Annotated in this window: 19 protein-coding genes; 11 read left to right on the forward strand and 8 right to left on the reverse strand. The window is 65.0% G+C overall.

Annotation, left to right across the window (positions count from 1 at the left end):
• Positions 1-91: 91 nt before the first annotated feature.
• The 3 genes from AC1DSJ_RS15840 to AC1DSJ_RS15850 all read left to right on the forward strand — a co-directional run bounded on the left by AC1DSJ_RS15840 (position 92) and on the right by AC1DSJ_RS15850 (position 3,074).
• Complete coding sequence (locus AC1DSJ_RS15840; RefSeq protein WP_175170904.1) at positions 92-1,045, forward strand: MBL fold metallo-hydrolase; 954 nt, start codon at positions 92-94, stop codon at positions 1,043-1,045.
• 123 nt (positions 1,046-1,168) lie between these two features.
• Entirely contained in the window at positions 1,169-2,848 is a 1,680-nt protein-coding gene (locus tag AC1DSJ_RS15845) for an FAD-dependent oxidoreductase (protein WP_441371601.1), read from the forward strand.
• Between the two features lie 19 nt (positions 2,849-2,867).
• The gene (locus AC1DSJ_RS15850; protein WP_054423152.1) at positions 2,868-3,074 is read left to right on the forward strand and encodes a DUF2783 domain-containing protein; all 207 of its coding nucleotides are present in this window, start codon (positions 2,868-2,870) and stop codon (positions 3,072-3,074) included.
• A gap of 73 nt (positions 3,075-3,147) precedes the next feature.
• Here AC1DSJ_RS15850 and AC1DSJ_RS15855 read toward each other — a convergent pair whose 3' ends face one another.
• Positions 3,148-4,056 carry a LysR family transcriptional regulator gene (locus AC1DSJ_RS15855; RefSeq protein WP_342066239.1) on the reverse strand — a complete coding sequence of 303 codons (909 nt, stop codon included), beginning with the start codon at positions 4,054-4,056 and terminating at the stop codon, positions 3,148-3,150.
• Between the two features lie 163 nt (positions 4,057-4,219).
• Here AC1DSJ_RS15855 and hmgA point away from each other — a divergent pair, with 163 nt between their 5' ends.
• Positions 4,220-5,518: a homogentisate 1,2-dioxygenase gene (gene hmgA, locus AC1DSJ_RS15860; RefSeq protein WP_346551505.1), complete on the forward strand. Its 1,299-nt coding sequence runs from the start codon at positions 4,220-4,222 to the stop codon at positions 5,516-5,518.
• A gap of 119 nt (positions 5,519-5,637) precedes the next feature.
• The gene (gene fahA, locus AC1DSJ_RS15865) at positions 5,638-6,957 is read left to right on the forward strand and encodes a fumarylacetoacetase (protein WP_342066238.1); all 1,320 of its coding nucleotides are present in this window, start codon (positions 5,638-5,640) and stop codon (positions 6,955-6,957) included.
• 505 nt (positions 6,958-7,462) lie between these two features.
• On the opposite strand, the gene AC1DSJ_RS15870 is transcribed toward fahA, so the two are convergent.
• Together AC1DSJ_RS15870 and AC1DSJ_RS15875 are read right to left on the reverse strand one after the other, a co-directional pair.
• The gene (locus AC1DSJ_RS15870) at positions 7,463-9,358 is read right to left on the reverse strand and encodes an LTA synthase family protein (protein ID WP_054423156.1); all 1,896 of its coding nucleotides are present in this window, start codon (positions 9,356-9,358) and stop codon (positions 7,463-7,465) included.
• 294 nt (positions 9,359-9,652) lie between these two features.
• The gene (locus tag AC1DSJ_RS15875; RefSeq protein WP_427217478.1) at positions 9,653-10,381 is read right to left on the reverse strand and encodes a FadR/GntR family transcriptional regulator; all 729 of its coding nucleotides are present in this window, start codon (positions 10,379-10,381) and stop codon (positions 9,653-9,655) included.
• 175 nt (positions 10,382-10,556) lie between these two features.
• On the opposite strand from AC1DSJ_RS15875, the gene AC1DSJ_RS15880 reads away from it, so the two are divergent.
• The 5 genes from AC1DSJ_RS15880 (at position 10,557) to AC1DSJ_RS15900 (ending at position 15,228) form a co-directional block, all read left to right on the forward strand.
• Complete coding sequence (locus AC1DSJ_RS15880; protein WP_441371602.1) at positions 10,557-11,402, forward strand: NAD-dependent epimerase/dehydratase family protein; 846 nt, start codon at positions 10,557-10,559, stop codon at positions 11,400-11,402.
• Positions 11,403-11,410: 8 nt separating this feature from the next.
• Positions 11,411-12,289, forward strand: coding sequence for an SMP-30/gluconolactonase/LRE family protein (locus tag AC1DSJ_RS15885; RefSeq protein WP_441371603.1), 879 nt, complete (start codon positions 11,411-11,413; stop codon positions 12,287-12,289).
• A gap of 116 nt (positions 12,290-12,405) precedes the next feature.
• Complete coding sequence (locus AC1DSJ_RS15890; protein WP_441371604.1) at positions 12,406-13,383, forward strand: TRAP transporter substrate-binding protein; 978 nt, start codon at positions 12,406-12,408, stop codon at positions 13,381-13,383.
• Positions 13,384-13,390: 7 nt separating this feature from the next.
• A complete protein-coding gene (locus tag AC1DSJ_RS15895) occupies positions 13,391-13,954 on the forward strand; it encodes a TRAP transporter small permease (RefSeq protein WP_441371605.1) in 564 nt (187 codons plus the stop codon).
• On the forward strand, positions 13,945-15,228 hold the full coding sequence (locus AC1DSJ_RS15900) for a TRAP transporter large permease (RefSeq protein ID WP_054423161.1): 1,284 nt from the start codon (positions 13,945-13,947) through the stop codon (positions 15,226-15,228). The genes AC1DSJ_RS15895 and AC1DSJ_RS15900 overlap by 10 nt, the downstream gene beginning before the upstream one ends.
• Here AC1DSJ_RS15900 and AC1DSJ_RS15905 read toward each other — a convergent pair.
• The 5 genes from AC1DSJ_RS15905 to AC1DSJ_RS15925 form a co-directional block, all read right to left on the reverse strand.
• On the reverse strand, positions 15,180-15,971 hold the full coding sequence (locus AC1DSJ_RS15905) for a phosphatase PAP2 family protein (RefSeq protein ID WP_175170912.1): 792 nt from the start codon (positions 15,969-15,971) through the stop codon (positions 15,180-15,182). The two genes, AC1DSJ_RS15900 and AC1DSJ_RS15905, sit on opposite strands and share 49 nt — an antisense overlap.
• Positions 15,972-16,036: 65 nt before the next feature.
• Positions 16,037-17,443: a sensor histidine kinase gene (locus tag AC1DSJ_RS15910; RefSeq protein ID WP_441371606.1), complete on the reverse strand. Its 1,407-nt coding sequence runs from the start codon at positions 17,441-17,443 to the stop codon at positions 16,037-16,039.
• Complete coding sequence (locus tag AC1DSJ_RS15915) at positions 17,440-18,153, reverse strand: response regulator transcription factor (RefSeq protein WP_054423361.1); 714 nt, start codon at positions 18,151-18,153, stop codon at positions 17,440-17,442. The genes AC1DSJ_RS15910 and AC1DSJ_RS15915 overlap by 4 nt, the downstream gene beginning before the upstream one ends.
• A gap of 52 nt (positions 18,154-18,205) precedes the next feature.
• Positions 18,206-19,621, reverse strand: coding sequence for an FAD-binding oxidoreductase (locus AC1DSJ_RS15920; protein WP_054423163.1), 1,416 nt, complete (start codon positions 19,619-19,621; stop codon positions 18,206-18,208).
• 96 nt (positions 19,622-19,717) lie between these two features.
• Positions 19,718-20,347 (reverse strand): BPTD_3102 family carboxylase-like protein, encoded by a 630-nt coding sequence (locus AC1DSJ_RS15925; protein ID WP_175170914.1) that lies wholly within the window; start codon positions 20,345-20,347, stop codon positions 19,718-19,720.
• A gap of 324 nt (positions 20,348-20,671) precedes the next feature.
• On the opposite strand from AC1DSJ_RS15925, the gene AC1DSJ_RS15930 reads away from it, so the two are divergent.
• Entirely contained in the window at positions 20,672-22,066 is a 1,395-nt protein-coding gene (locus tag AC1DSJ_RS15930; RefSeq protein ID WP_054423165.1) for a phosphomannomutase/phosphoglucomutase, read from the forward strand.
• Positions 22,067-22,071 lie beyond the last annotated feature (5 nt).

Raw genomic sequence — 22,071 nt, forward strand, 5'->3', positions numbered from 1 at the left:
CGTTTGTTTATAGCGAACGTATTGCACAAACACTAACGCCACGCTATATTCCTTCCACACACCTATTCCTATAACAGTGGAAGGAGCCTCCATGAGCAAGCAATTCGCCTCGCACGCCGATATGGACGACAAGGTCGTCTCGTTCGAAAAACTGTCCGACAACGCCTATGCCTACACGGCCGAAGGCGACCCCAACACGGGCGTGATCATCGGCGACGAGGCCGTCATGGTGATCGACACCCAGGCCACGCCGGTCATGGCGCAAGACGTCATCCGCCGCATCCGTGAAGTCACGGACAAGCCGATCAAATACATCCTGCTGTCGCACTACCATGCCGTGCGCGTGTTCGGCGCTTCCGCCTACAACGCCCAGGAAATCCTGGCCAGCCGCGACACCTACGACCTGATCGTCGAACGCGGCGAACAAGACAAGGCCAGCGAAATCGGCCGCTTCCCCCGCCTGTTCCGCAACGCGGAATCGATTCCGCCGGGCCTGGTCTGGCCGACGATGACGTTCAAGGGCGAAATGACCGTCAACCTGGGCAATCTGGAAGTCAAGCTGCTGCAAGTGGGCCGCGGCCACACCAAGGGCGACACCATCGCCTGGCTGCCCGAGCAGAAGATTCTGTTCGCAGGCGACCTGGTCGAATACCAGTCCACCCCGTACTGCGGCGACGCCTACTTCCGCGACTGGCCCAGCACGCTGGACGCGCTGTCGGGCTTTGAAGCCGAAAAGATGGTGCCCGGACGCGGCCCCGCCTTGAAGAGCGCCACCGAAGTCCGCCAGGGCCTGGCCGGCACCCGCGCCTTCCTGACCGACCTGTACGGCGCCGTCAACCGCGGCGTGGCCGAAGGCAAAGACCTGAAGACGATCTACCGCGAGGTCTACGACTTCATGAAGCCGCGCTACAGCGACTGGGTGATCTTTGACCACTGCATGCCGTTTGACGTGTCGCGCGCCTACGACGAGGCCTCTGGCCACACCCACCCGCGCATCTGGACCGACAAGCGCGATCTGGAAATGTGGGCGCAGCTGGAAGGTTAAGGCGCACGGGCCGCTGAAGACGGCCCTGCCCGAACTGGAATTTGGCAAGAACCGAAGACGCGCGTCGCAAGACGGCGCGCGGCTTCGCGCATAAAAACAAAGTGACCCACACAGGAGACAACCGTGGGAGACATCGACTTTCAGGCGATGGAGTTCGCCTATGAAAAGCACGCCGACCAAAGCGCCGGCGCAGCGCCGCGCCATCAAGTGGTGGTGGTGGGCGCCGGCCCGGTCGGCTTGACCACCGCGCTGGATCTCGCCCGCCAAGGCGTGCGCGTGGTGGTCCTGGACGACGATTACCGCTTGTCCACAGGCTCGCGCGCCATCTGCTTTTCCAAGCGCACGCTGGAAATCTGGGACCGTCTGGGCGTCGGCCAGCGCATGATCGACAAAGGCGTGTCGTGGAATGTGGGCAAGGTGTTCTTCCGCGAACAGGAAGTGTGGCGCTTTGACCTGCTGCCCGAACCCGGCCACCGCCGCCCCGCCTTCATCAACCTGCAGCAGTACTACGCCGAAGGCTATCTGTACGAGCAGGCGCGCCAGGAACCGAATATCGACCTGCGCTGGAAGAACAAGGTGGCCGGCGTCACGCGGGCCGATGACGGCGTCGACCTGACGATCGAAACCCCCGAAGGCCCGTACACGCTTCACGCCGACTGGCTCGTCGCCTGCGACGGTGCGCGCTCGCCGGTGCGCAAGCTGATCGGCCAGGAAAGCCACGGCCGCATCTTCCGCGACCGCTTCCTGATTGCCGACGTGAAGATGAAGGCCGACTTCCCGACCGAACGCTGGTTCTGGTTCGACCCGCCCTTCCATCCCAACCAATCTGTACTACTGCACCGCCAGCCCGACAACGTCTGGCGCATCGACTTCCAGCTGGGCTGGAATGCCGACCCCGTTGAAGCCGTCAAGCCCGAGAACGTGCTGCCGCGCATCCGCGCCCTGCTCGGCCCCGACGCGCAGTTCGATCTGGAATGGGTCAGCGTCTACACGTTTGCGTGCGAACGCATGGACAAATTCCGCCACGGCCGCGTGGTGTTCGCCGGAGACTCCGCGCATCGCGTTTCGCCGTTTGGCGCACGCGGCGCCAACAGCGGCGTGCAAGATGCGGAGAACCTGGCGTGGAAGTTGAAGCTGGTGTTGGCGGGCCTGGCCCCCGATACGCTGATCGACAGCTACAGCGCCGAACGCGAGTTCGCCGCCGACGAGAACATCCTGAATTCGTCGCGCGCGACCGACTTCATCACCCCAAAGAGCGACATCAGCCGCAGCTTCCGCAACGCGGTGCTGAACCTGGCGAAGACGCATCCGTTCGCGCGTTCGCTGGTCAACAGCGGCCGCTTGTCATTGCCCGCAACCTACGCCGCATCGCCCTTGAACACGCCGGATGCCGACGCGTTCACGGGCCGCATGGTGCCGGGCGCGGTGGCGCTGGACGCGCCTGTCGCCGCACACGGCGATGAAGGCTGGTGGATGTCGCAACTGGACGGCGGCTTTGTGCTGGCCGTGTTCTGTGACGGCACGCTGCCCAGCCGCGATGTGCAATCCGCTTTGCAAGCGCTGCGCATGGCGCCGGTGCCCGTCAAGGCCGTGCTGGTGGCAGGCCCGCAGTGCGACGTGTCGGGCTTGTCTGCCGACCTGCCCGTGGTGACGGACGTTCAAGGGTGCCTGGCCAAGCGCTATGACGCAGAAGCCGGCACGGCTTACCTGATCCGCCCCGACCAGCACATCGCCGCGCGCTGGCGCGCGTTCAACGCAGAAGCCGTCGCCGCCGCCGTAAAGCGCGCAACGGGCCACGCGTGAATCCAGAGGTCATTCCATCATGCTGATTACTGAAACCAATCTGAGCTCGCCGGACGACTTCTACGAGGCGCTGATCGAAACGCACCGCGACCTGACCAACGAGCAAAGCCAGGAACTGAACGCGGCGCTGATTCTGCTGCTGGCCAACCATCTGGGCGATGTGGCGCTGCTGCGAGAGGCGTTGCAGCAAGCGCGGGCATCGGTGACGAACACAACGACGGTTTGAAGGGCCATAGGATGGGTGAAGCGCGCGGCCCGGGACGGAAATAATCATCCGCCCGAGGCGCGCGCAACCCCTCCTAGGCGCCCACCGCGAACGTGTTGACGATCAACGCGCGCAGCCATTGGTTGCCGCTGTCCCGGTCCACCCTGCGCTGCCAGTACAGGTTCGTCTGTAGCGCAGGCACTTTCACCGGCGGGGTCATGTAGCGCAGGCCGAATGGCGGCGCGGCGCTGGCGGCCAGCTTTTCAGGCACCGTCGCCAGCAAATCCGTTGCGCTGACGATGTACGGCACGGCCGAAAAATGCGGCACGCTGAAGTGCTCGGCCAGCACGATGCCCGCGCGCTCCATCGACTGATTGACCTGCCCGTAAGGCGCAGCGCGCGACACGATCAGATGGCGTTCCGCCCGGAACGCCTTGATGCCCATGCCCGCATGCGCCGTCGGATGCGCCTGCCGGAACAAGGTTGCGTAACCCTGGCGAAACAGCATGCGTTGCAGCGTGCCCGCGCCCATTTCGTCGAACGCGCCGATGGCCAGATCGACGCGGCCCGACTCCATTTCGCGCGGCAGGTCTGGCCCTTGCACCCGCACGGAATCGATGCGCACCTGCGGCGCGACTTGCACGCACACTTCCATCAAGCGCGGCATGAAGTGGATTTCGCCTACGTCCGTCATGGCTACGCGAAAGCGTCGCGTGCTGGTGGCGGCGTCGAACACATCCTGATCTTGCAAGGCCTGCGTCAGCACGGTCAGCGCTTCGCTGACGGGGCCGGCCAGCCGCTGCGCGCGAGGGGTGGGCAACATGCCCTGGGCGGTGCGCACGAACAGTTCATCACCAAAGGCGTCACGCAAACGGCGCAAGCCGTTGCTGACCGCAGGTTGCGTCAAATCCATGCGGCGCGCCACGGCCGACAGGTTGCGGTCTTCCAGCAGGTGCTGAAACAGGATCAACAGATTCAGATCGACATCACGCAATTCCGCCATCATGCCCCCTACTATTCACAAAATTTATAGTCTGTATTTTTGCATTCCCGTAGCCTTAGCGGGCGTTTTTTCCGACAATGGCGAATCGGCCCTGGGTACGCCCAGCACAGCCCCCCATACCGATCGCGCGGCCAAGCACCGCGCCGCCACCCAGGAGGATTCCATGGAACTGCAATATCTGACCGGTTTCGGCAACGACTGCGCCACCGAGGCTTTGCCCGGCGCGCTGCCCGTCGGCCGCAATTCGCCGCAGCAATGCCCTTACGGCCTGTACGCCGAACAGCTGTCCGGCACGGCCTTCACGGCCCCCCGGAACGAAAACCGCCGCTCGTGGCTCTACCGCATTCGCCCGGGCGCGCAGCACAAGCCGTTTGAAGCGTTTGGCGGCGCGGCGGGCTGGGAAAGCACGTTCGGCCACGGCCCTGTGACGCCGAATCAGTTGCGCTGGAGCCCGATGCCCATCCCGGATGCGCCCACCGACTTCCTGGAAGGCGTGAAGACGTGGGGCGGCAACGGCAGCCCCGACGAGCAAGGCGGCGTGGCCATACACATGTACGCGGCCAACCGTTCGATGCAGGGCCGTTTCTTCTACAACGCCGATGGCGAGCTGCTGCTGGTGCCGCAAGAAGGCCGTCTGCGTTTGGCCACCGAGCTGGGCCTGATCGACCTGGAACCCTTGGAAATCGCCGTGATTCCGCGCGGTGTGCGCTTTCGTGTCGAGCTGTTGGACAGCACGGCGCGCGGCTACATGCTGGAGAACTTTGGCGCCGCGCTGCGCTTGCCGGAACTGGGCCCCATCGGTTCGAACTGTCTGGCCAACGCGCGCGACTTCAAGACGCCGGTTGCCTGGTATGAAGACGTGGAAGGCGATTTCGAATTGATCGCCAAGTTCACGGGCGGCTTCTGGCGCGCGTCCATCGACCATTCGCCGTTGGACGTGGTGGCCTGGCACGGCACGCACGCGCCGTACAAATATGATCTGCGCCACTTCAACACCATCGGCTCGATCAGCTTCGACCACCCGGACCCGTCGATCTTCACCGTGCTGACCGCGCCGTCCGACACCCCGGGCACGGCCAACATGGATTTCGCGATTTTCCCGCCGCGCATCCTGGCGATGGAAAACACGTTCCGTCCGCCCTGGTTCCACCGCAACGTGGCCAGCGAATTCATGGGCCTGATCCAAGGCGTCTACGACGCCAAGGCCGATGGATTCGCCCCCGGCGGCGCCAGCCTGCACAACTGCATGAGCGGCCACGGCCCCGACGCCGAGACCTTCGAAAAGGCCTCGCACGCCGACACGCACGCCGCGCATTACATTCGTGACACGATGGCGTTCATGTTCGAAACGCGCCGCGTCATCCGCCCGACGGAGCAAGCGCTGGCGTCGGTAGAATTGCAGGGCGACTATTACCGGTGCTGGCAGGGTATCGTGAAGCACTTCGACCCCGCGAAGGCGTGACGGCAGCCCCGCGCTGATCCCTCCACGGCGGTGCGCGACAGCGCATCGCCGTTTTGGCATTTCAGCGATACCGTATTTCGGCATTCCCATTCCCACCATTACAGAAGAGACACGCAGCCATGACCACCACGATCAACGAAACCCACGATCCGTCCTTGAAGAGCTGGATCGCCAGCGCCAACACCGGCACGTCAGATTTTCCGGTGCAAAACCTGCCGTATGGCGCGTTCCGCCGCAAGGGCGCACAAGAGTCGTTCCGCCCGGGCGTGGCGATCGGTGACCAGATTCTGGACCTGGCCGCGCTGGCCGCGAAAGCACCGTTCGAAGGTCTGGCCGCTGAAGCCTTGGCCGCCTGCGCGGGAGACAGCCTGAACGCGCTGATGGCGTTGGGCCAGCCGCACTGGAGCGCGCTGCGTCTGGCGTTGTCGCGTGCTTTGCGTGAAGGCGCCGCGTTGCGCGCCACGGTCGAGCCGCTGCTGGTGGCGCAGGCCGACGCGGAGTACACGACGCCCGCGCGCATTGGCGACTACACCGACTTCTATATTTCGGTGCACCACGCCACCGCAATCGGCAAGCAGTTCCGTCCCGATAACCCTTTGCTGCCGAACTACAAGTGGGTGCCGATCGGCTATCACGGCCGTGCATCGAGCATTGGCGTGGACCAGAAATTCCCGCGCCCGGTTGGCCAGACGCGTCCCGCTGCTGAAGGCGAAACGCCGCAATTCGGCCCGTGCGCACGGTTGGATTACGAACTGGAGCTGGGCATTTTTGTGGGTACGGGCAATGAGCAAGGCGAGCGAATCGGTCTGGCCGATGCTGACGCGCATGTGTTCGGGCTTTGCATTTTGAACGATTGGTCGGCGCGGGATATTCAGGCGTGGGAATACCAGCCGTTGGGGCCTTTCCTGTCGAAGAATTTTGCGTCGACGATTTCGCCGTGGATTGTGACGATGGAAGCGCTGGAGCCGTTCCGTACGCAATGGAATCGTGGCCCGGCCGAACCGCAGCCGATGCCGTATCTGGCGTCCGATGCAAACCGCGCGAAGGGTGCGTATGACGTGCAGTTGGAGGTGCTGATGACGACGGCGCAATCGCGTGAAGCGAAGCTGCCGCCGGTGTCGCTGTCACGCAGCAATTTCCGGGATGCTTACTGGAACGTGGCGCAGCTGATTACGCATCACACGGTGAACGGCTGCAATCTGCAACCGGGCGACATGCTGGGAACGGGCACGCTGTCAGGTCCGCAGCCGTCGGAAGCCGGGTCGTTGCTGGAGTTGAGCAATGGCGGGAAGACGGCGATTGATCTGCCTTGGGGGGAGAAGCGGACGTTCCTGCAGGACGGGGATCAGGTGATCATGCGGGCGGCTTGCGAGAAGGCGGGGTATCCGAGGGTTGGATTTGGTGAGGCGTCGGGGGTGGTGTTGCCGGCGCGGGGTTGATGATTGCTTGCTCGCGGGGGGGGTGTTTGCTCGCGGGGTTGAGGGGGGTTATTTGCGGGCGGCTTAGGGGGATGTAGGTCGCCCATCGGCGCGGTGGCCCTGGCGGCGTGCGCCCACGATTGCGGTCCGGAGCCTTCGCTCCGGACTTGCCTAGGCGGCCCCCCCCGTTGTCATCTTCGTCACCCGCCGTTGGCGGGTTCCTTCAGATTCCCTCGGGCGCATCGAGGTTGCACGCCGCCAGGGCCACCGCGCCGACGGGCTGCCGGCGTCTTGGGTCGGTGCGCTGCTAGGGTGTGCCTTAATTACGAGTGCTGCGGGGCCCGCCGAGTGGCGGCCGCGCGGGCGGCCTTACTCGGCATACGCACTGGGGGTCGCTCGCTTGGTGATCGCTTCGCGAATGCGGGGCGTGGCTTGTTGATGTCCCTCGCACGTGTTTTGTGGGGTATAGGGTGGCGCGCGGTGGGCACTGCCTTGCGCGTGCCTACCCTTTGCGCGCCATCCCCCCTCAAGGCAACCGGTACTTTTCTTCGCGGTAGACCCAGCTTGCCCACAACGCGTGCGCTAACGCTTCTTCCGTCAGCGTCGGGTCGGCGGGCGTGATCGGGGCGTACACCTCATCCTTGCCAACCGGGGCGGCCTCGTATTTGAACTCTCTGGGTTCCTTGGCGGGTTCCAGCACCAGCAGCTTGTCGCCTTGCAAATACCCGAAGTTGTCTGCGTATTGCATGATCGCGCGGTTGGGGTCGCGTTGGGTCAGGTCGGCGCCCAGCATCGGGTTCACGTTGTCCAGGCCGATCAACGACAACAGCGTGGGCGCCATGTCGATCTGGCTGACCAGGCGTTCGTCTTGGCGTGGCGTGATGCCTGCGCCCAGGAACATTGCCGGGATCTGGAAGTGGCGGACGGGGACGGGGATGGAACCGTAGACGCGGGAGTCGTGGTCGGCGATGACCAGGAACACCGTGTTGTCCCAGTACGGCGCCTGCTTGGCTTTCTCGAAGAACTGGCCCAGCGCCCAGTCCGCGTAGCGCACCGTGTTGTCCACAGTGGCGGGGTCGCCGACCGGTTTGATGCGGCCTTCGGGGTATTCCCACGGCGAGTGGTTGCTGACCGAGAACGCCAGGGTGAAGACGGGCTTGTCGCCGTCGGCGCGCAGCAGGCGGTCGACCTGGTTGAACATGTCTTCGTCGGAGGCGCCCCATGACCCTTCGAACACCGGGTTCACGAATTTGGGGCGGTCGATGACTTCGTCGAAGCCGTTGCCCAGGAAGAAGGCGCGCATGTTGTCGAAGTGCGATTCGCCGCCGTACACGAAGCGCGAGTGGTAGCCGTGTTTGCCCAGTACCTGCGCCAGCGTGAAGAAGCCGGTTTGCGAGCGCGGGAGTTTGACTACGGCGTCGGCGACGCTGGGCAGGAAGCCGGCGGTGACGGCTTCGATGCCGCGTACCGAGCGCGTGCCGGTGGCGTAGGCGCGGTGGAACATCCAGCCTTCTTTCGACAGGCGGTCGATGTTGGGCGTGAGGTCGCGGCCGCCCAGGCTGCCGACGTATTGTGCGCCCAGGCTTTCCTGCAAGATGATGACCACGTTCAACGGCTTGTCGCGGCGTACCGTGGCTTTCTGTTCGTGCAGGCTGGGGTAACGCGGGTCCAGCGGCGCGCCGGTCAGGCCGGCTTTCTCGCGGACGATGGCGTTCATCTGGTCGACCGGCATCTTCGGATACATGGCGGCGGAGGAGCGTTCATCGCGCATGCGATAGGCCGCATCAAACACGCTGTACAGCGAGTTCAGCGCCAAGGAATTGACCATGGCGTCCGAGCTGAAGGCCACCTTGGCCGGGTTGATCGGGCGATGTTCCAGCGTGCCGCGTGCGCCCAGGAACACCAGCGCCAGGATCACGAACGATGCAATCGGGCGCTTCCACCATGCCATGAACGGGTCACGCGCACGCGTGGGGAACAGCTTCACGGCCAACCAGGCCGCCACCACCAGCACCACGAACGCGGCCAGCAGCACGCCCTTGTAGCCCTGCCACAGCATCGAACCCACTTCCTTCGGATTCAGCAGGTAGATGAAGTACAGCCGGTTCGGCCGCGTGTCGTATTCAGCGATGAATTGCGGCGTGGACACTTCCAGCAGCGCATACAGCATCCACCAGATGCGGAACCACCATGCGGTGATGCGGGCCGCCAAAGGACGGTGCCCGAACCAAGGCGAGAACACCGCCGGCAGCGCAATCACCATCGACAGCAGGCAGACGTCGATACGCAATCCGCCGAACAGCACCGGCCACAGGCCGCCAGCGGCTTGCACGCGGTCCCACATCCAGAACGACAGCCCCAGACGCGACAGCGTCAGCAGCGCCAGAATGGCAAGGATGAATCGAAGTGTCAGGCGGCGCATGCGGCGGCCCTCCCGAGATAGCGAGCGCTCGCCGTTTCAGATGAAAGAATGCCGCGGGGGGTGCCTAGCAAAGCCATGCTGCGTCGATGTCCGGAATGAAAACGGGCAAAGATTAACGCGGTTTTGCGCCAACCAGCGGCCGATCGCGTGACGTGAGCGTGACATCGTCGTAACGCCAGCGCGACGTAGACGTCAGGCCAGCGTGATGTTGACGTCACGCCAGCGCGATGTCAAACGTTGTACGACATCGTATTTCGCAAACAGGGCCGCATCTGACGCGGCCCGTCTGTCGCGCTATTGCGCACGGCGCAAGCGTTCGCGGCTGTTGCTCAAGTGCGTGCGCATGGCGGCGCGGGCGCTCTCGGCGTCTTGCCGCATGATGGCGCTGTAGATGTCTTCGTGTTCGAGATTCACGCGCGCCAGATAGGCGGCGCGGTCTTCATGCGCGAACTTGGCGGAATTGATGCGCGTGCGCGGAATGATGGCCGAGCCCAGGTGCGACATCAGGTCCGCGAAGTAGCGGTTGTCGGTGGATTGCGCGATCAGCAAATGGAATTGAAAGTCGGGCGTGATGGTGTCGCCGCCGCTTTCCAACGCGCTGCGAAACAAGTCCAGCGCGCGGCGCATTTCTTGCAGCTGCGTGTCGCTGCGGCGAATGGCGGCCAGGCCTGCGGCCTCGCTTTCCAGGCAGATACGCAGTTCCAGCAGCACCAGCACATCGCGCACGGTGGCGATGTCGGCGGGGTCGACGCGGAAGTCGCCACTGCCGTTGGGCTCCAGCGCATACGTGCCGACACCGTGATGCGTTTCAACCAGACCGGACGCTTGCAAGCGCGACAGCGCCTCGCGCACGACGGTGCGGCTGACACCAAACTGACGCATGATTTCGGATTCGGTGGGCAGCTTGTCGCCCGGGCGGATGTTGCCGCTGCGGATGCGTTCCGAGATGCTTTCCACCAGGCCTTGGGCCAGATTTCGGGGACGACGCTGCGGCAGAACAGAGGTATCGACTGGAGCGTTCACGGGATGTAGTCCGAAATTGATTGCACAAAGCTTGACGCTGAAATTTGGGGCTAATTATACTTTGCGCAGGTTGTACGACAACGTACCAGATCGCCCCCCCTCTGCACAGGCTTCTGGACGTTCATCCGCATGAGTATCTGCCTGGATATCCGTCTCTTTCACCGAGCGTTGCGACATGAACCAAACCGTCAACACCCCGCCTGCCGAGTTCCGCTGCCATCGTTTGCTATTGACCGGCGCCGCCGGCAACCTGGGCAAGGTGTTGCGTCCCCGTCTGAAAGCCCACGCGGATCTGCTGCGCGTGTCGGACGTGGCGGACGTCGGCCCCGCCGCCCCCGGCGAAGAAACCCTGCCCTGCGATCTGGCCGACGCGGCCGCCGTGTCCACCTTGGTTGAAGGGGTCGACGCCATCGTGCATCTGGGCGGCGTCTCGGTAGAGCAGCCTTTCGACGTCATCCTGCCCGCGAACATCCAGGGCATCTACAACCTGTACGAAGCCGCCCGCCTGCACGGCGTTCGACGCGTGGTGTTCGCCAGCTCGAACCACGTCATCGGCTTCTACGAACAAGGGCAGCAGCTGAATGCCGACGTCCCCTTGCGGCCCGACGGCTATTACGGCTTGAGCAAAGCCTACGGCGAACACCTGTCGCGCTTCTACTTCGACCGCTATGGCATCGAAACCGTGTGCCTGCGCATCGGCTCGTCGTTCCCCGAACCCAAAGACCGCCGCATGATGGTCACGTGGCTCAGCTACGACGACCTGACCGACTTGGTCACGCGCGCGCTGTTCACCCCCGGCGTTGGCCATCTGATCGTCTACGGCGCGTCCGCCAACCGCGACCGCTGGTGGCACGACGACGCCGCGAAAGTACTGGGGTTCGTCCCCAAAGATTCTTCTGAACGCTTCCGCGCGCAAGTTGAAGCGCAGCCGCCGCTCGCGGCCGATGACCCGGCCGCCCGCTATCAAGGCGGCGCGTTCGTCAAGGCCGGCCCGTTTCCCTTACCCCCCGCCTCCAAGTAAACGCCACCATGTCCACCCTGGCTGAACGTATCGGGGATCTGGTTTGCGGCGTGGGCGAAAGCCCAGTCTGGCGCGCCACAGAGCAGGCCTACACCTGGACCGACATCCCCGGCAAAACGCTGCACCGGTGGTCGCCCTCCCATGGCACGTTTGAGCGTTGGGCGCTGCCGCAGATGGCGGGCTGCATCGCGCCGCGCGGCGCGGGCTGGCTGTTGGCGATGGAAGACGGCCTGTACGGCTGCGGTCCGCTGCAAGCGGGCGCGCCCTGCACTCCTGAACGGATCGCTGCGGTGGCCCACGCGGCCGCCGGTATGCGCTTTAACGATGGGCGTTGCGACCGCCAAGGCCGCTTCCTGGCCGGCACGATGGTCATGGACATGGGCTTGGCGCAAGCCGCCGGCAAGCTCTACCGCTACGACGCCCACGGCGTGGCGGTGCTGCTGTCTGACCTGATCGTGCCCAACGGCCTGGCGTTCAGCCCGGACGGCAAGACGATGTACCTGTCAGACTCGCATCCGTCGCGCGCCAGGGTCTGGGCGTTTGACTACGACATCGACACCGGCACGCCGCACAGCCGCCGCCCCTTCATCGACGCCCTGCCCGCGGGCCGGCCCGATGGCGCGGCAGTGGACACCGATGGCGGCTACTGGATCTGCGGCAACGACGCCGGCCGCGTCTACCGCTACACGCCCGAGGGCAAACTCGACCGCACCTATACCGTGCCCGCCGCCAAAGTCGCGATGTGCGCCTTCGGTGGCGCGGCCATGGACACCCTCTTCATCACATCGATACGCCCCGCGAACGCCGCCCCTGGCGCGCCCGACGGTGGCGTATTCGCCCTGCGCCCCGGCGCGCAGGGCCTGGAGGAAACCGCAAGCACCGGTTAGCACCCGACCGGAGCGCCCGCATCGTCCCGCGCCCCACGCAAAGTAGGTCTGTACACATAGAGCTTCGAGGCCGACCCGGCCCTTAACGAAACGCCGTACTCCAACCGGAGGTAGACATGCTGCGCCCCACCCTGACCCGCGCCATCCTGGCGGCGGTTGCCTTGCTGACGCTGATTCCCGCCACCCAAGCCGCCGAACTGCGATCCGCCGACATCCATCCCGACGACTATCCCACCGTGCAGGCCGTGCGCCAGTTCGGTGAACTGGTCAAGCAACGCACCAATGGCCGCATCACCGTCAAGGTGTATGCCGGCGGCGCGTTGGGCAACGAAGACGATTCGATCGAACAGGTGAAGATGGGCGCGCTTGCCATGGCGCGCGTGTCCAGCGCCGCCATGCACAACATCTGCCAGACCACGCGCGTGCCGTCGCTGCCGTTCCTGTTCCGCTCGAAAGACCATCTGCACAAAGTGCTGGACAGCGAAATCGGCGACCAGATCCTGCGCTCGTGCGAAGCCGCGGGTTTTGTCGGGCTGGCCTGGTACGACAGCGGTTCGCGGTCGATGTACACGCGCAACAAGCCGATCAAGACGCTGGCCGACGCCAAGGGCTTGAAGATTCGTGTGCAGCAATCGGACCTGTCTGTGGCCATGGTGGAAGCGATGGGCGGCAACGCCACGCCGATGCCGATGGGCGAGGTCTATACGTCGCTCAAGACCGGGCTGGTGGATGCCGCGGAAAACAATTTCCCCAGCTACGAAAGCGCGCATCACTACGAGGTCGCCAAGTTCTACTCGATGACCGAACACACGATGACGCCGGAAATTTTGATCTATTCCAAGCGGCAGTGGGACAAGCTCACGCCCGAAGACCAGAAGATTCTGCGTGAGGCCGCGCGCGAATCGGTGCCCTATATGCGCAAGCTGTGGGACGAGCGCGAGCAGAAATCCCGCGCGGTGGTCGAAAAGGCCGGGTCGCAGATCGTGGAGGTGGACAAGGCGTCGTTCCAGGGTGCGATGAAGCCGGTGTACGACCGCTTCGTCACCACGCCCGAGATGAAAGACCTGGTCGCAAAGATCCAGGCCGTCCAGTGAGGACATCATGTTGGCCACTCCTACGAATGAACCTGAGGTGACCGGGGGAGGCGGGGCGCAAGCCCTTGCCGCTCCGCTGGACGCCTACACGCGCGCCTGCGCGTGGATTGCCCGGGTCTGCATGTGGACCAGCGTGTTCGGGCTCGTCTGCCTGATCATCGCCGTCAGCCTGCAAATCTTTGGCCGCCACGTGCTCAACAGCACGCCCACCTGGGCCGAAAGCCTGGCGCTGCTGCTGGTGCTGTACGTCACCATGCTGGGCGCGGCGGTGGGCGTGCGCGATGCAGGCCATATCGGCTTTGAATCGCTGCTGGACGCCTTGCCCCCCGTTGGCCAGCGGCGGCTGCGGATCTTCATCCATCTGCTGGTGCTGCTGTTTGGCGTGCTGATGGCCTGGAACTGCGGGATGCTGGCGGAATCGGTGTCTGCCTACAAGATCCCCAACCTGGGCATTTCCAACGCCTGGAAATACATCCCCGCGATGCTGTCTGGCGCCCTGATCGCGCTCTTTTCCGTTGAGCACATCATCGCCATCCTGCGCAACCATAAGGTGGTACCGGCATGGCGCTGACACTGCTTTCCTTTACGTTCATGGGGTTTCTGGTGATCGGCGTGCCGGTGGCGTTCGCCATTGGCTTGTCGTCCATCACCGCCATCATGGTCGAAGACCTGCCCTTGCAGGTTGCGTTCCAGCAGATGACCTCGGGCATGAACGCCTTTTCGTTCCTGGCCATTCCCTTCTTCATCTTCACGGGCGAACTGATGCTGTACGGCGGCATCGCCGACCGCATCGTGACGTTTGCGAAGTCGCTGGTGGGGCACGTGCGCGGCGGGCTCGGCATGTCCAACGTGGTGGCCTGCACGCTGTTCGGCGGCGTGTCCGGGTCGCCCGTGGCCGATGTGTCGGCGATGGGGTCGGTGATGATCCCGATGATGAAGCGCGAGGGCTATCACGCCGACTACGCGGTGAACGTCACCACGCATGCGGCGCTGGTCGGCGCGCTGATGCCTACCAGCCACAACATCATCATCTACACGCTGGCGGCGGGCGGCAAGGTGTCGATCGCGGCGCTGATCGCGGCAGGGGTTGTGCCCGCGCTGATCCTGACCTTGTGTAATCTGGCGGCGGCGTACTTCGTGGCGCGCAGCCGCGGGTATCCGGCGGGCACGTTTCCGGGATGGCACATCGTGCTGCGTTCGCTGATCGCGGCGGCGCCCGGCCTGTTTGTTGTGGTGCTGATCATCACGGGCATCCTCAGCGGCGTTTTCACCGCAACGGAATCCGCGGCGGTGGCGGTTTTGTATGCGCTGGCGCTAACGATCTTCGTGTACCGCTCGCTAACGTGGGACCAGTTCGTGCGCGCCGCCAGCAAGGCCGTCAAGACAACCGGCGTCGTGCTGCTGCTGATTGGCATCTCGGCCACCTTCGGCTATCTGATCAGCTTTTATGGCGTAGCGGAAAAGACAGGCGAATTGATGGCGTCGGTATCGACCAGCCCGTGGGCCATCTTCTTGATGGTCAACATCATCCTGTTCGTGCTGGGCACGTTTCTGGACATGGCCGCCACCATCCTGATCTGCACGCCGATCTTCCTGCCGATCTGCATGCAGTACGGCATGGGGCCGGTGCAGTTCGGCATCGTGATGCTGCTGAATTGCGCGCTGGGCTTGAACACCCCGCCCGTGGGGACCACGCAGTTCGTGGGGTGCGCCATCGGCGGCGTGTCGGTCGGCACCGTGATGCGCACAATCTGGCCCTTTTACGGCGCGCTGCTGGCCGCGCTGGCGCTGGTGACCTATGTGCCCGCGTTTTCGCTGTGGTTGCCGGGCGTGCTGCTCAACTGAACCGGCGTTTGCCGGGCCGGGCCGCGCGCAGCGGCTCGGCCCACGATCACCGGGTAGAAGAACAACGCCGCCAGAAACCAAAGCAAGGTGGCCGACCACAGCGTCTGGCTCAGGAAATGGGCGCCTTGCAGAATGCGCACCACGGAAAAGGCGACGCCTGCGGTCACGCCCAGGGCCAGGCCCCACCAGCGCCACGCCGGACGGTTCAGTGCCCAGCCCGCGAAATACAGCGTCAGCATCGAATAGCCGGCGCCCGCGTGGCCGCTGGGCAACGCACCGCCCGCCCGCGCACGCGCCCACGTCCACCAGTGCAGCGGGTATGGCGTGTAGCCGCCCAGCGTTTCCAGGTCATAGGGGCGCGGCAAGGTCGTGTGGTGTTTGAGCTGGTTCACCGCCAGTTGGCCAACCAGGCACGTCGCCGCCAGCGCAAGCGCTGCGCCGCGCCAGGGACGCAAGGCGGGGATGCGAAAGCTTGCCACGGCCGCCGCCACGGCCGCCAACGCCACGCCAATCGGCAGCGCAAGCACCATGCGATGTCCGAACAGATCGAACCAACGATTCAGGTGCAGCGGGAAATCATCCAGGGCGGGATCGAACAGCGCGCGGGCGATGCGCATATCCATGCCCGAGGCGTTGGCCCACCAAGCCAGGCACGCCAGCATCAGCGTGACGCCGACGAGCTGCGTGCTCAGGTACCACGCAGGCGACGGCGCATGCGGCGCGGACAGCAAGGGGGACGACATGGATCAATGGACTGGGGACGCGTCGGACAAGCAGAAAGCTTAGAGCGCGGACAGTCGAAAAATCGTCAAATTCGATCTTGTGTCTTGGGCGCAACGCCGGCTGTGGAGCCCGGGCGCGGGGTGCTGGACGTGGCGGAATTCGTGGCGGCATCAACGCCGGCTGCCGCGTCGAAGCGCAACGAGAATCGCGTGCCACGCGTTTCGGGTTCGCGCGACGACGCCACCGTCAGCGACCAGCCCTGCATGTCGCACACGCGTTTGGCGATGGCCAGGCCCAAGCCGCGCGCGGTCTCGTCATGCGCGCCGACGCCGGAGTCGCGCAGCCGGCCGCTGTAGTAGCGGCGGAACAGGAACGGCAGATCGGCTTCGGCGATGCCTTTGCCGTCGTCGCTCAATTCCAGCACGCCATCGTCGGTGAACCGGGTGGTCAGCGTCGCCGGGGCGGCATGCTCGACCGCGTTGCGCACCAGGTTGCGCAGCACCGTCAGCAAGGCGTAGCGGTCCAGCGTCAGGACGTGGCCGGGGGCAATCTGGTTGTCCCAGCGCAGGTTGGCGTGTTGCGCCTGCACCTCGTAACCGCGCCAGGCGTCTTCCATGCAGTCGGCGATATCAACCGGGGCGGGCAGCAGCAATTGGTCGCGCGCCATGGCTCGGGCGCTTTCCAGGCACACGATCACATCGTCCACGTTTTCCATGACACGCGTCAGGCGCGTGCGCTGGTCGGGCGTCAGCGCCTGCGTCAGCAACATCAGTTCACTATCAGAGCGGATGGCGGCAAGCGGGGTGCGCACCTCGTGGCTCAGGTTGCCCGCAAACTCGCGTTCGCGGGCGATGGATCGGTCGACCTGGTTCTGCACCCGGTTGAAGGCTTCGATCAGGCGGCCGGCCTCGTCGTCGCGGGTGACGGCCATATCAGGCGACCCGGGCGCCCAGGTCGATAAACGGTCGGTCAAGTCCAAGAGCGGCCCCACCGCCACCGTGGCCACGCGCCGCGACAATGCGTAGGCGCCGACGACGCAAATGGCGCCTACGCCCAACACGATCAGGCCGAAATCGTGGACACGCTCTTCGTTGTCGGTCGCGTCGTACAGCAGATAGACCTTGCCGCGTCCGGTCTCGGCCACCATCACGTGCCAGGTGTAGGCGCCGGGCTCGATCAGGTGCAGCCCGTTATCCAGGCCCAGCACTTCATCGGGAATGCCGGCCGGACGCTGTCCGTCCACGCTCATCCAGGCGCGCATTGATCCGCCCAATTCGCGTGCGCCCTGGCGCGGCATGAATTCGTCGCTGGCGCGCGCATGCTGCACCAGCCGGTCCATTTCGGTATTGAGAATGTCGTTGACCAGATCGTCTTCCATCTGGTCGAACGTCAGGTAGGCCAAGAGCGCCAGCGCCGTCACGAACAAGGCGACCGTGCCCGTCAGCGCCCACACCACGCGCTGCGTCAAGGTGCCGGTGGCAGCGCGCGTCATGCCGCGGCCCCGCCCAGCGTCAGGCGCCAACCGGTGCCGTGCATGGTCTCGATGCCATCAAAGCCGGCATCCGCCAGCGCGCGGCGCAGCAGATGGACCTGGCTGCGCAGCGCGTCGGAGGACGGCGGCTCGTTGCCCCACAGCATGGACTCCAGCTCTTCGCGCGCCACAACCCGGCCGGGGTCGCGCATCAGCGCTTCCATGATCAGGCCTGCCTTGCGCGTCAGGTGCACGGGCGTGCCATTGACCGATACCGCACGGCTGCGCGTGTCGTACTGCACCGGGCCAAACACGCGCACCGAATCCACCGTTGAGCCCTTGGCGCGCTGAATCAGCGCCAGCAGACGTGCTTCGACTTCGAGCAACGCGAAGGGTTTGGTCAGGTAATCGTCGGCGCCATGGGAAAAACCCGCCAGCTTGTCTTCCAGGCTGTCGCGCGCGGTCAGGATCAGCACGGGCACATCCACGCGCCGTTCATTTCGCAACGCGTGCAGCACTGCGTTGCCGTCCATGCCCGGCAAGCCGATGTCCAGGATCAGCGCATCAAAGCGTTGCTCTTTCATGCGTTCCAGCGCGGCGTGGCCGGTGTAGGCCACGTCCGGCAAAAACCCGCGCACCTCCAGGAAAGAGAACAGGTTGCCGGCAATGATGTGATCGTCTTCAACGATCAGCACCCGATGATTCGCACCCGCCGCGGGACTGACTGCCATCATTGAGGCTCCGTGTGAAATAAGGAACGCAGGGGGTAGCGGACCACGCCGCTCAGCCTTGCAGCACCTTGCCCGGATTCATGAGCCCTTGCGGGTCCAGCGCGCGCTTGATCCGGTGCATCAGCGCAAGTTCGACAGGGCTCTTGTAGCGCGGCAGTTCGTCGCGCTTGAGTTGGCCCACGCCATGCTCGGCGCTGATCGAGCCGCTATGCGCATGCACGCTGTCATGCACCACGCCGTAGATTTCGCTTTGCAGGGCGAGCAACTCGGCCTCGGTCTGGCCTGCGGCGTTCGCCACGTTGTAATGCAGATTGCCATCGCCCAGATGCCCGAAGATCACATGGCGCACGCCAGGAAAGCGGGATTGCAGCAAGGCATTGGTCTTGTGCACGAAACCGGCGATGGACGAAATGGGAATGGACACGTCGTGCTTGACCGACTTGCCCAGCTCGGCTTCGGCCAGCGGAATGCTTTCGCGCAAGTGCCATAGCGCCTTGCTCTGCGCCACGTTGGCGGCGATGACGGCATCGTCGACGAGACCGGCGTCGATGGCCTCGCCCAGCACCGCTTCAAAGCGTTCACGCGCATGCGCTTCGCTTTCGCTGTCGGACAACTCAAGCAACGCAAACCACGGAGACTCGGCGGACGCGCCTTCGAAGGGCAGGCGCTGCTGCGGGAACAGCCGCACGACAGCTTGCAGGCAGGCGCCGCTCATCAATTCAAAGCCCGTCAACGCCGCGCCAAAACCGGTGCGTGCGCGCGACAGCAATTCCACGGCGTGGTCGATCGTGTCGAGGGTGAGCAGCGCGGTGCACGACGCCACCGGCCGGGGGAACAGTTTGAGCGTGGCGGCGGTGATGATGCCCAGCGTGCCTTCGCTGCCGATATACAGGTCGCGCAGGTCGTAGCCGGTGTTGTCCTTGCGCAGGCCGCGCAGCCCGTTCCAGATTTCGCCATCGGCCGTCACCACTTCCAGGCCCAGCGCCAGGTCGCGCGTGTTGCCGTAGCGCAGCACCTGCGTGCCGCCAGCGTTGGTGGCCAGGTTACCGCCGATGGTGCAGCTGCCTTCGGCCGCCAGGCTGAGCGGGAAAAGGCGGTTGGCCGCTGCGGCGGCCTCTTGCACGGCTTGCAGGATGCAGCCCGCTTCCACGGTGATGGTGTCGTTGTCGGTATCCAGGTTGCGTATGGCGGTCAGGCGGGCGGTGGACAGCACCACGGCGCGGCCGGAGTCGTCTGGCGTGGCGCCGCCGCACAGGCCGGTATTGCCACCTTGCGGCACCACCGGCACGCCGTGATGCAGGCACAGTTTCACGGCGTCGGCCACTTCCTGCGTGGACCCGGGGCGTATCACCGCCAGCGCGGAACCCCGATAGCGGCGGCGCCAATCCTGCACATAGGACTCGGCATCCACACCGGTCAACACATGGGTGAAACCCAGGAGGGACTGAAGATCGCTCAGCAATGTCATAGCAGCCGCACAAGAATGGCCTGGTCTCGCCCAGGCGCGGGTCTAGGGATGTGCGGACTATTGTAGGGGCGGAATCGCGCGGGCCGAAGCGCCGCGCTAGCCGACGGCCTGGTCCAGGCGCGTGCCGGTCAGGCCGGAGCAATAAGCGCGGGACGCGATGCGGTTCATCAGGAATGCCCGGTCAACGCCGGCGGGGCCGGGCATCTCGGACAGCGCCCGGTACGCGCGGCGCAGCGCCTCGCCCCGCGTCGCGCCGCAGACCAGCAGGCGCGTGCAGGGAAGGCGGCGGTCCACGCAGCCGTCGATGCGCATTTCCAGCGCGTGCGCGTTGTCGGGATCGGGGCTGACCATGGCCGAACCGCTGTGCGGCTGCGCATCGGCGCCTATCACCCTGAACACGCCGCTGCGGTCATCCAGCGCGAACGCCACGGTGCCCATGCCCTGCCAGCCGCGATCGCGCGCGACATCGGCGGCAACGGCGCGCAGCGCGGACTCAATGGAAGCGGGAAGATGCGGCGCCGGGCATTCAGCGATCAGGACGCGCGCGTCGCGCCAGACACAACGTTCCCAGGCGCGGCCAGACGACAATTCGCCGGCGTCGGAGTGGAATACATGGATATCAAGCCGGCGTTCGCGGCCAGCGGCTGGCCCGGCGAAATCCGTGGGGGGGCCTCGCCGGCTGGTGGCGCCTCCCGATGACATGACAGTAGATACTTTGGCACCCATGGCCCCTCCCGGTCTTTCTACTTGCAGCGCAAGCGTATCACCTTCGGATGACGAGCAAGTTCCATGCCACGGCGGCGCCCCTGGGACAGGGCCTTTCAGCCCCGCCGCGTCATGCACCGGATCAAGGCGATACGGCCGCGCCACGCACCAAACCAGGGCACGCGCTACCGTTAAGACGCCCTACGCCGACCGAGGGATGAAGGCGCATGCGCCGATGGAGGATAATTCACACCTTGACCCTCTTTTCAGGCGGGTTTTGGCATTCGGGTTTTCCATTAGCCCTGGCCGAATCCCCCGTTGCAACTCCCTTATCAAGGAATCGTCGTGGGCAATAACAAGTCGCAGTTTCCCGCCTCGGTCTTCAAGGCCTATGACATCCGCGGCACCGTGCCGGACCTGATCGACGCGTCGTTCGCGCGCGCCCTGGGCGTGGCGCTGGCCGGCCGCGCGCGCGAGGCCGGCGTGCAGACGCTGGTGGTGGGCCGGGATGGCCGCTTGAGCAGCGACATGCTGTCGATGGCTTTGCAGGAAGGCATGCTGGAAGGCGGTGTGGACACCGTGGACATCGGCATGGTCCCGACCCCGCTGGTCTATTTCGCCACGCACATCATGCAGTGCGGCTCGGGCGTGGCCATCACGGGCAGCCACAATCCGCCCAAGTACAACGGCTTCAAGATGATGATGGGCGGACGCGCCCTGTACGGCGATGACGTGCAGGCGCTGGGCGCCGCCATGAACGGCACGAGCCCCGCGCCCGCCGAGCGCGCCGGCGTGCGCCGCCAGCTGGATCTGGTGGCCGCCTACATTGCGCGCGTGGCCTCCGGCGTGAAGCTGGCCCGCCCGATGAAGATTGCGATCGACTGCGGCAACGGCGTCGCGGGCGCGGTCGCGCCCCAGCTGTTCCGCGAGCTGGGCTGCGAAGTGACCGAACTCTTCTGCGAAGTGGACGGCACGTTCCCCAACCACCACCCCGATCCCGCCGAACCCAAAAACCTGCAAGACCTGATCAAGTGCGTGCGCGAGACCGATTGCGAACTCGGTCTGGCGTTCGACGGTGACGGTGACCGCCTGGGCGTGGTCACGAAGTCGGGCCAGATCATCTGGCCGGATCGCCAACTGGTGCTGTTTGCCCGCGACGTGCTGGACCGCAACCCCGGCGCCACGATCATCTATGACGTGAAGTGCAGCCGCCACGTGGGCTTGTCGGTCGAAGCTGCGGGCGGCGTGCCGCTGATGTGGAAGACGGGCCATTCGCTGGTCAAGGCCAAGCTGGCCGAAACCGGCGCGCCGCTGGCGGGCGAAATGAGCGGCCACATCTTCTTCAAGGAACGCTGGTACGGCTTTGATGACGGCCTCTACACCGGCGCGCGCCTGCTCGAAATCGTGTCGCGCTTTGCCGACCCGTGCGCGCCGCTGGAAGCCTTGCCGCAAGACGTGTCCACGCCCGAACTGAAGCTGGAAATGGAAGAAGGCCAGCCCTTCACGCTGGTGAAAGCCTTGCAGGACCAGGGGCAATTCCCCGACGCCCGCCGCGTGATCACCATCGACGGCGTACGTGCCGAATACGCCGACGGCTTCGGCCTGGCGCGTCCGTCGAACACCACGCCGGTGGTCGTGTTGCGCTTCGAGGCCGAGAACGCCGAGGCCCTCGCACGCATCCAGGCCGACTTCCGCCGCGAACTGGGCAAGCTGGCGCCAGACGCCAAACTGCCGTTCTGAGCCGT

Source organism: Achromobacter sp. 01N37, from assembly GCF_056399725.1.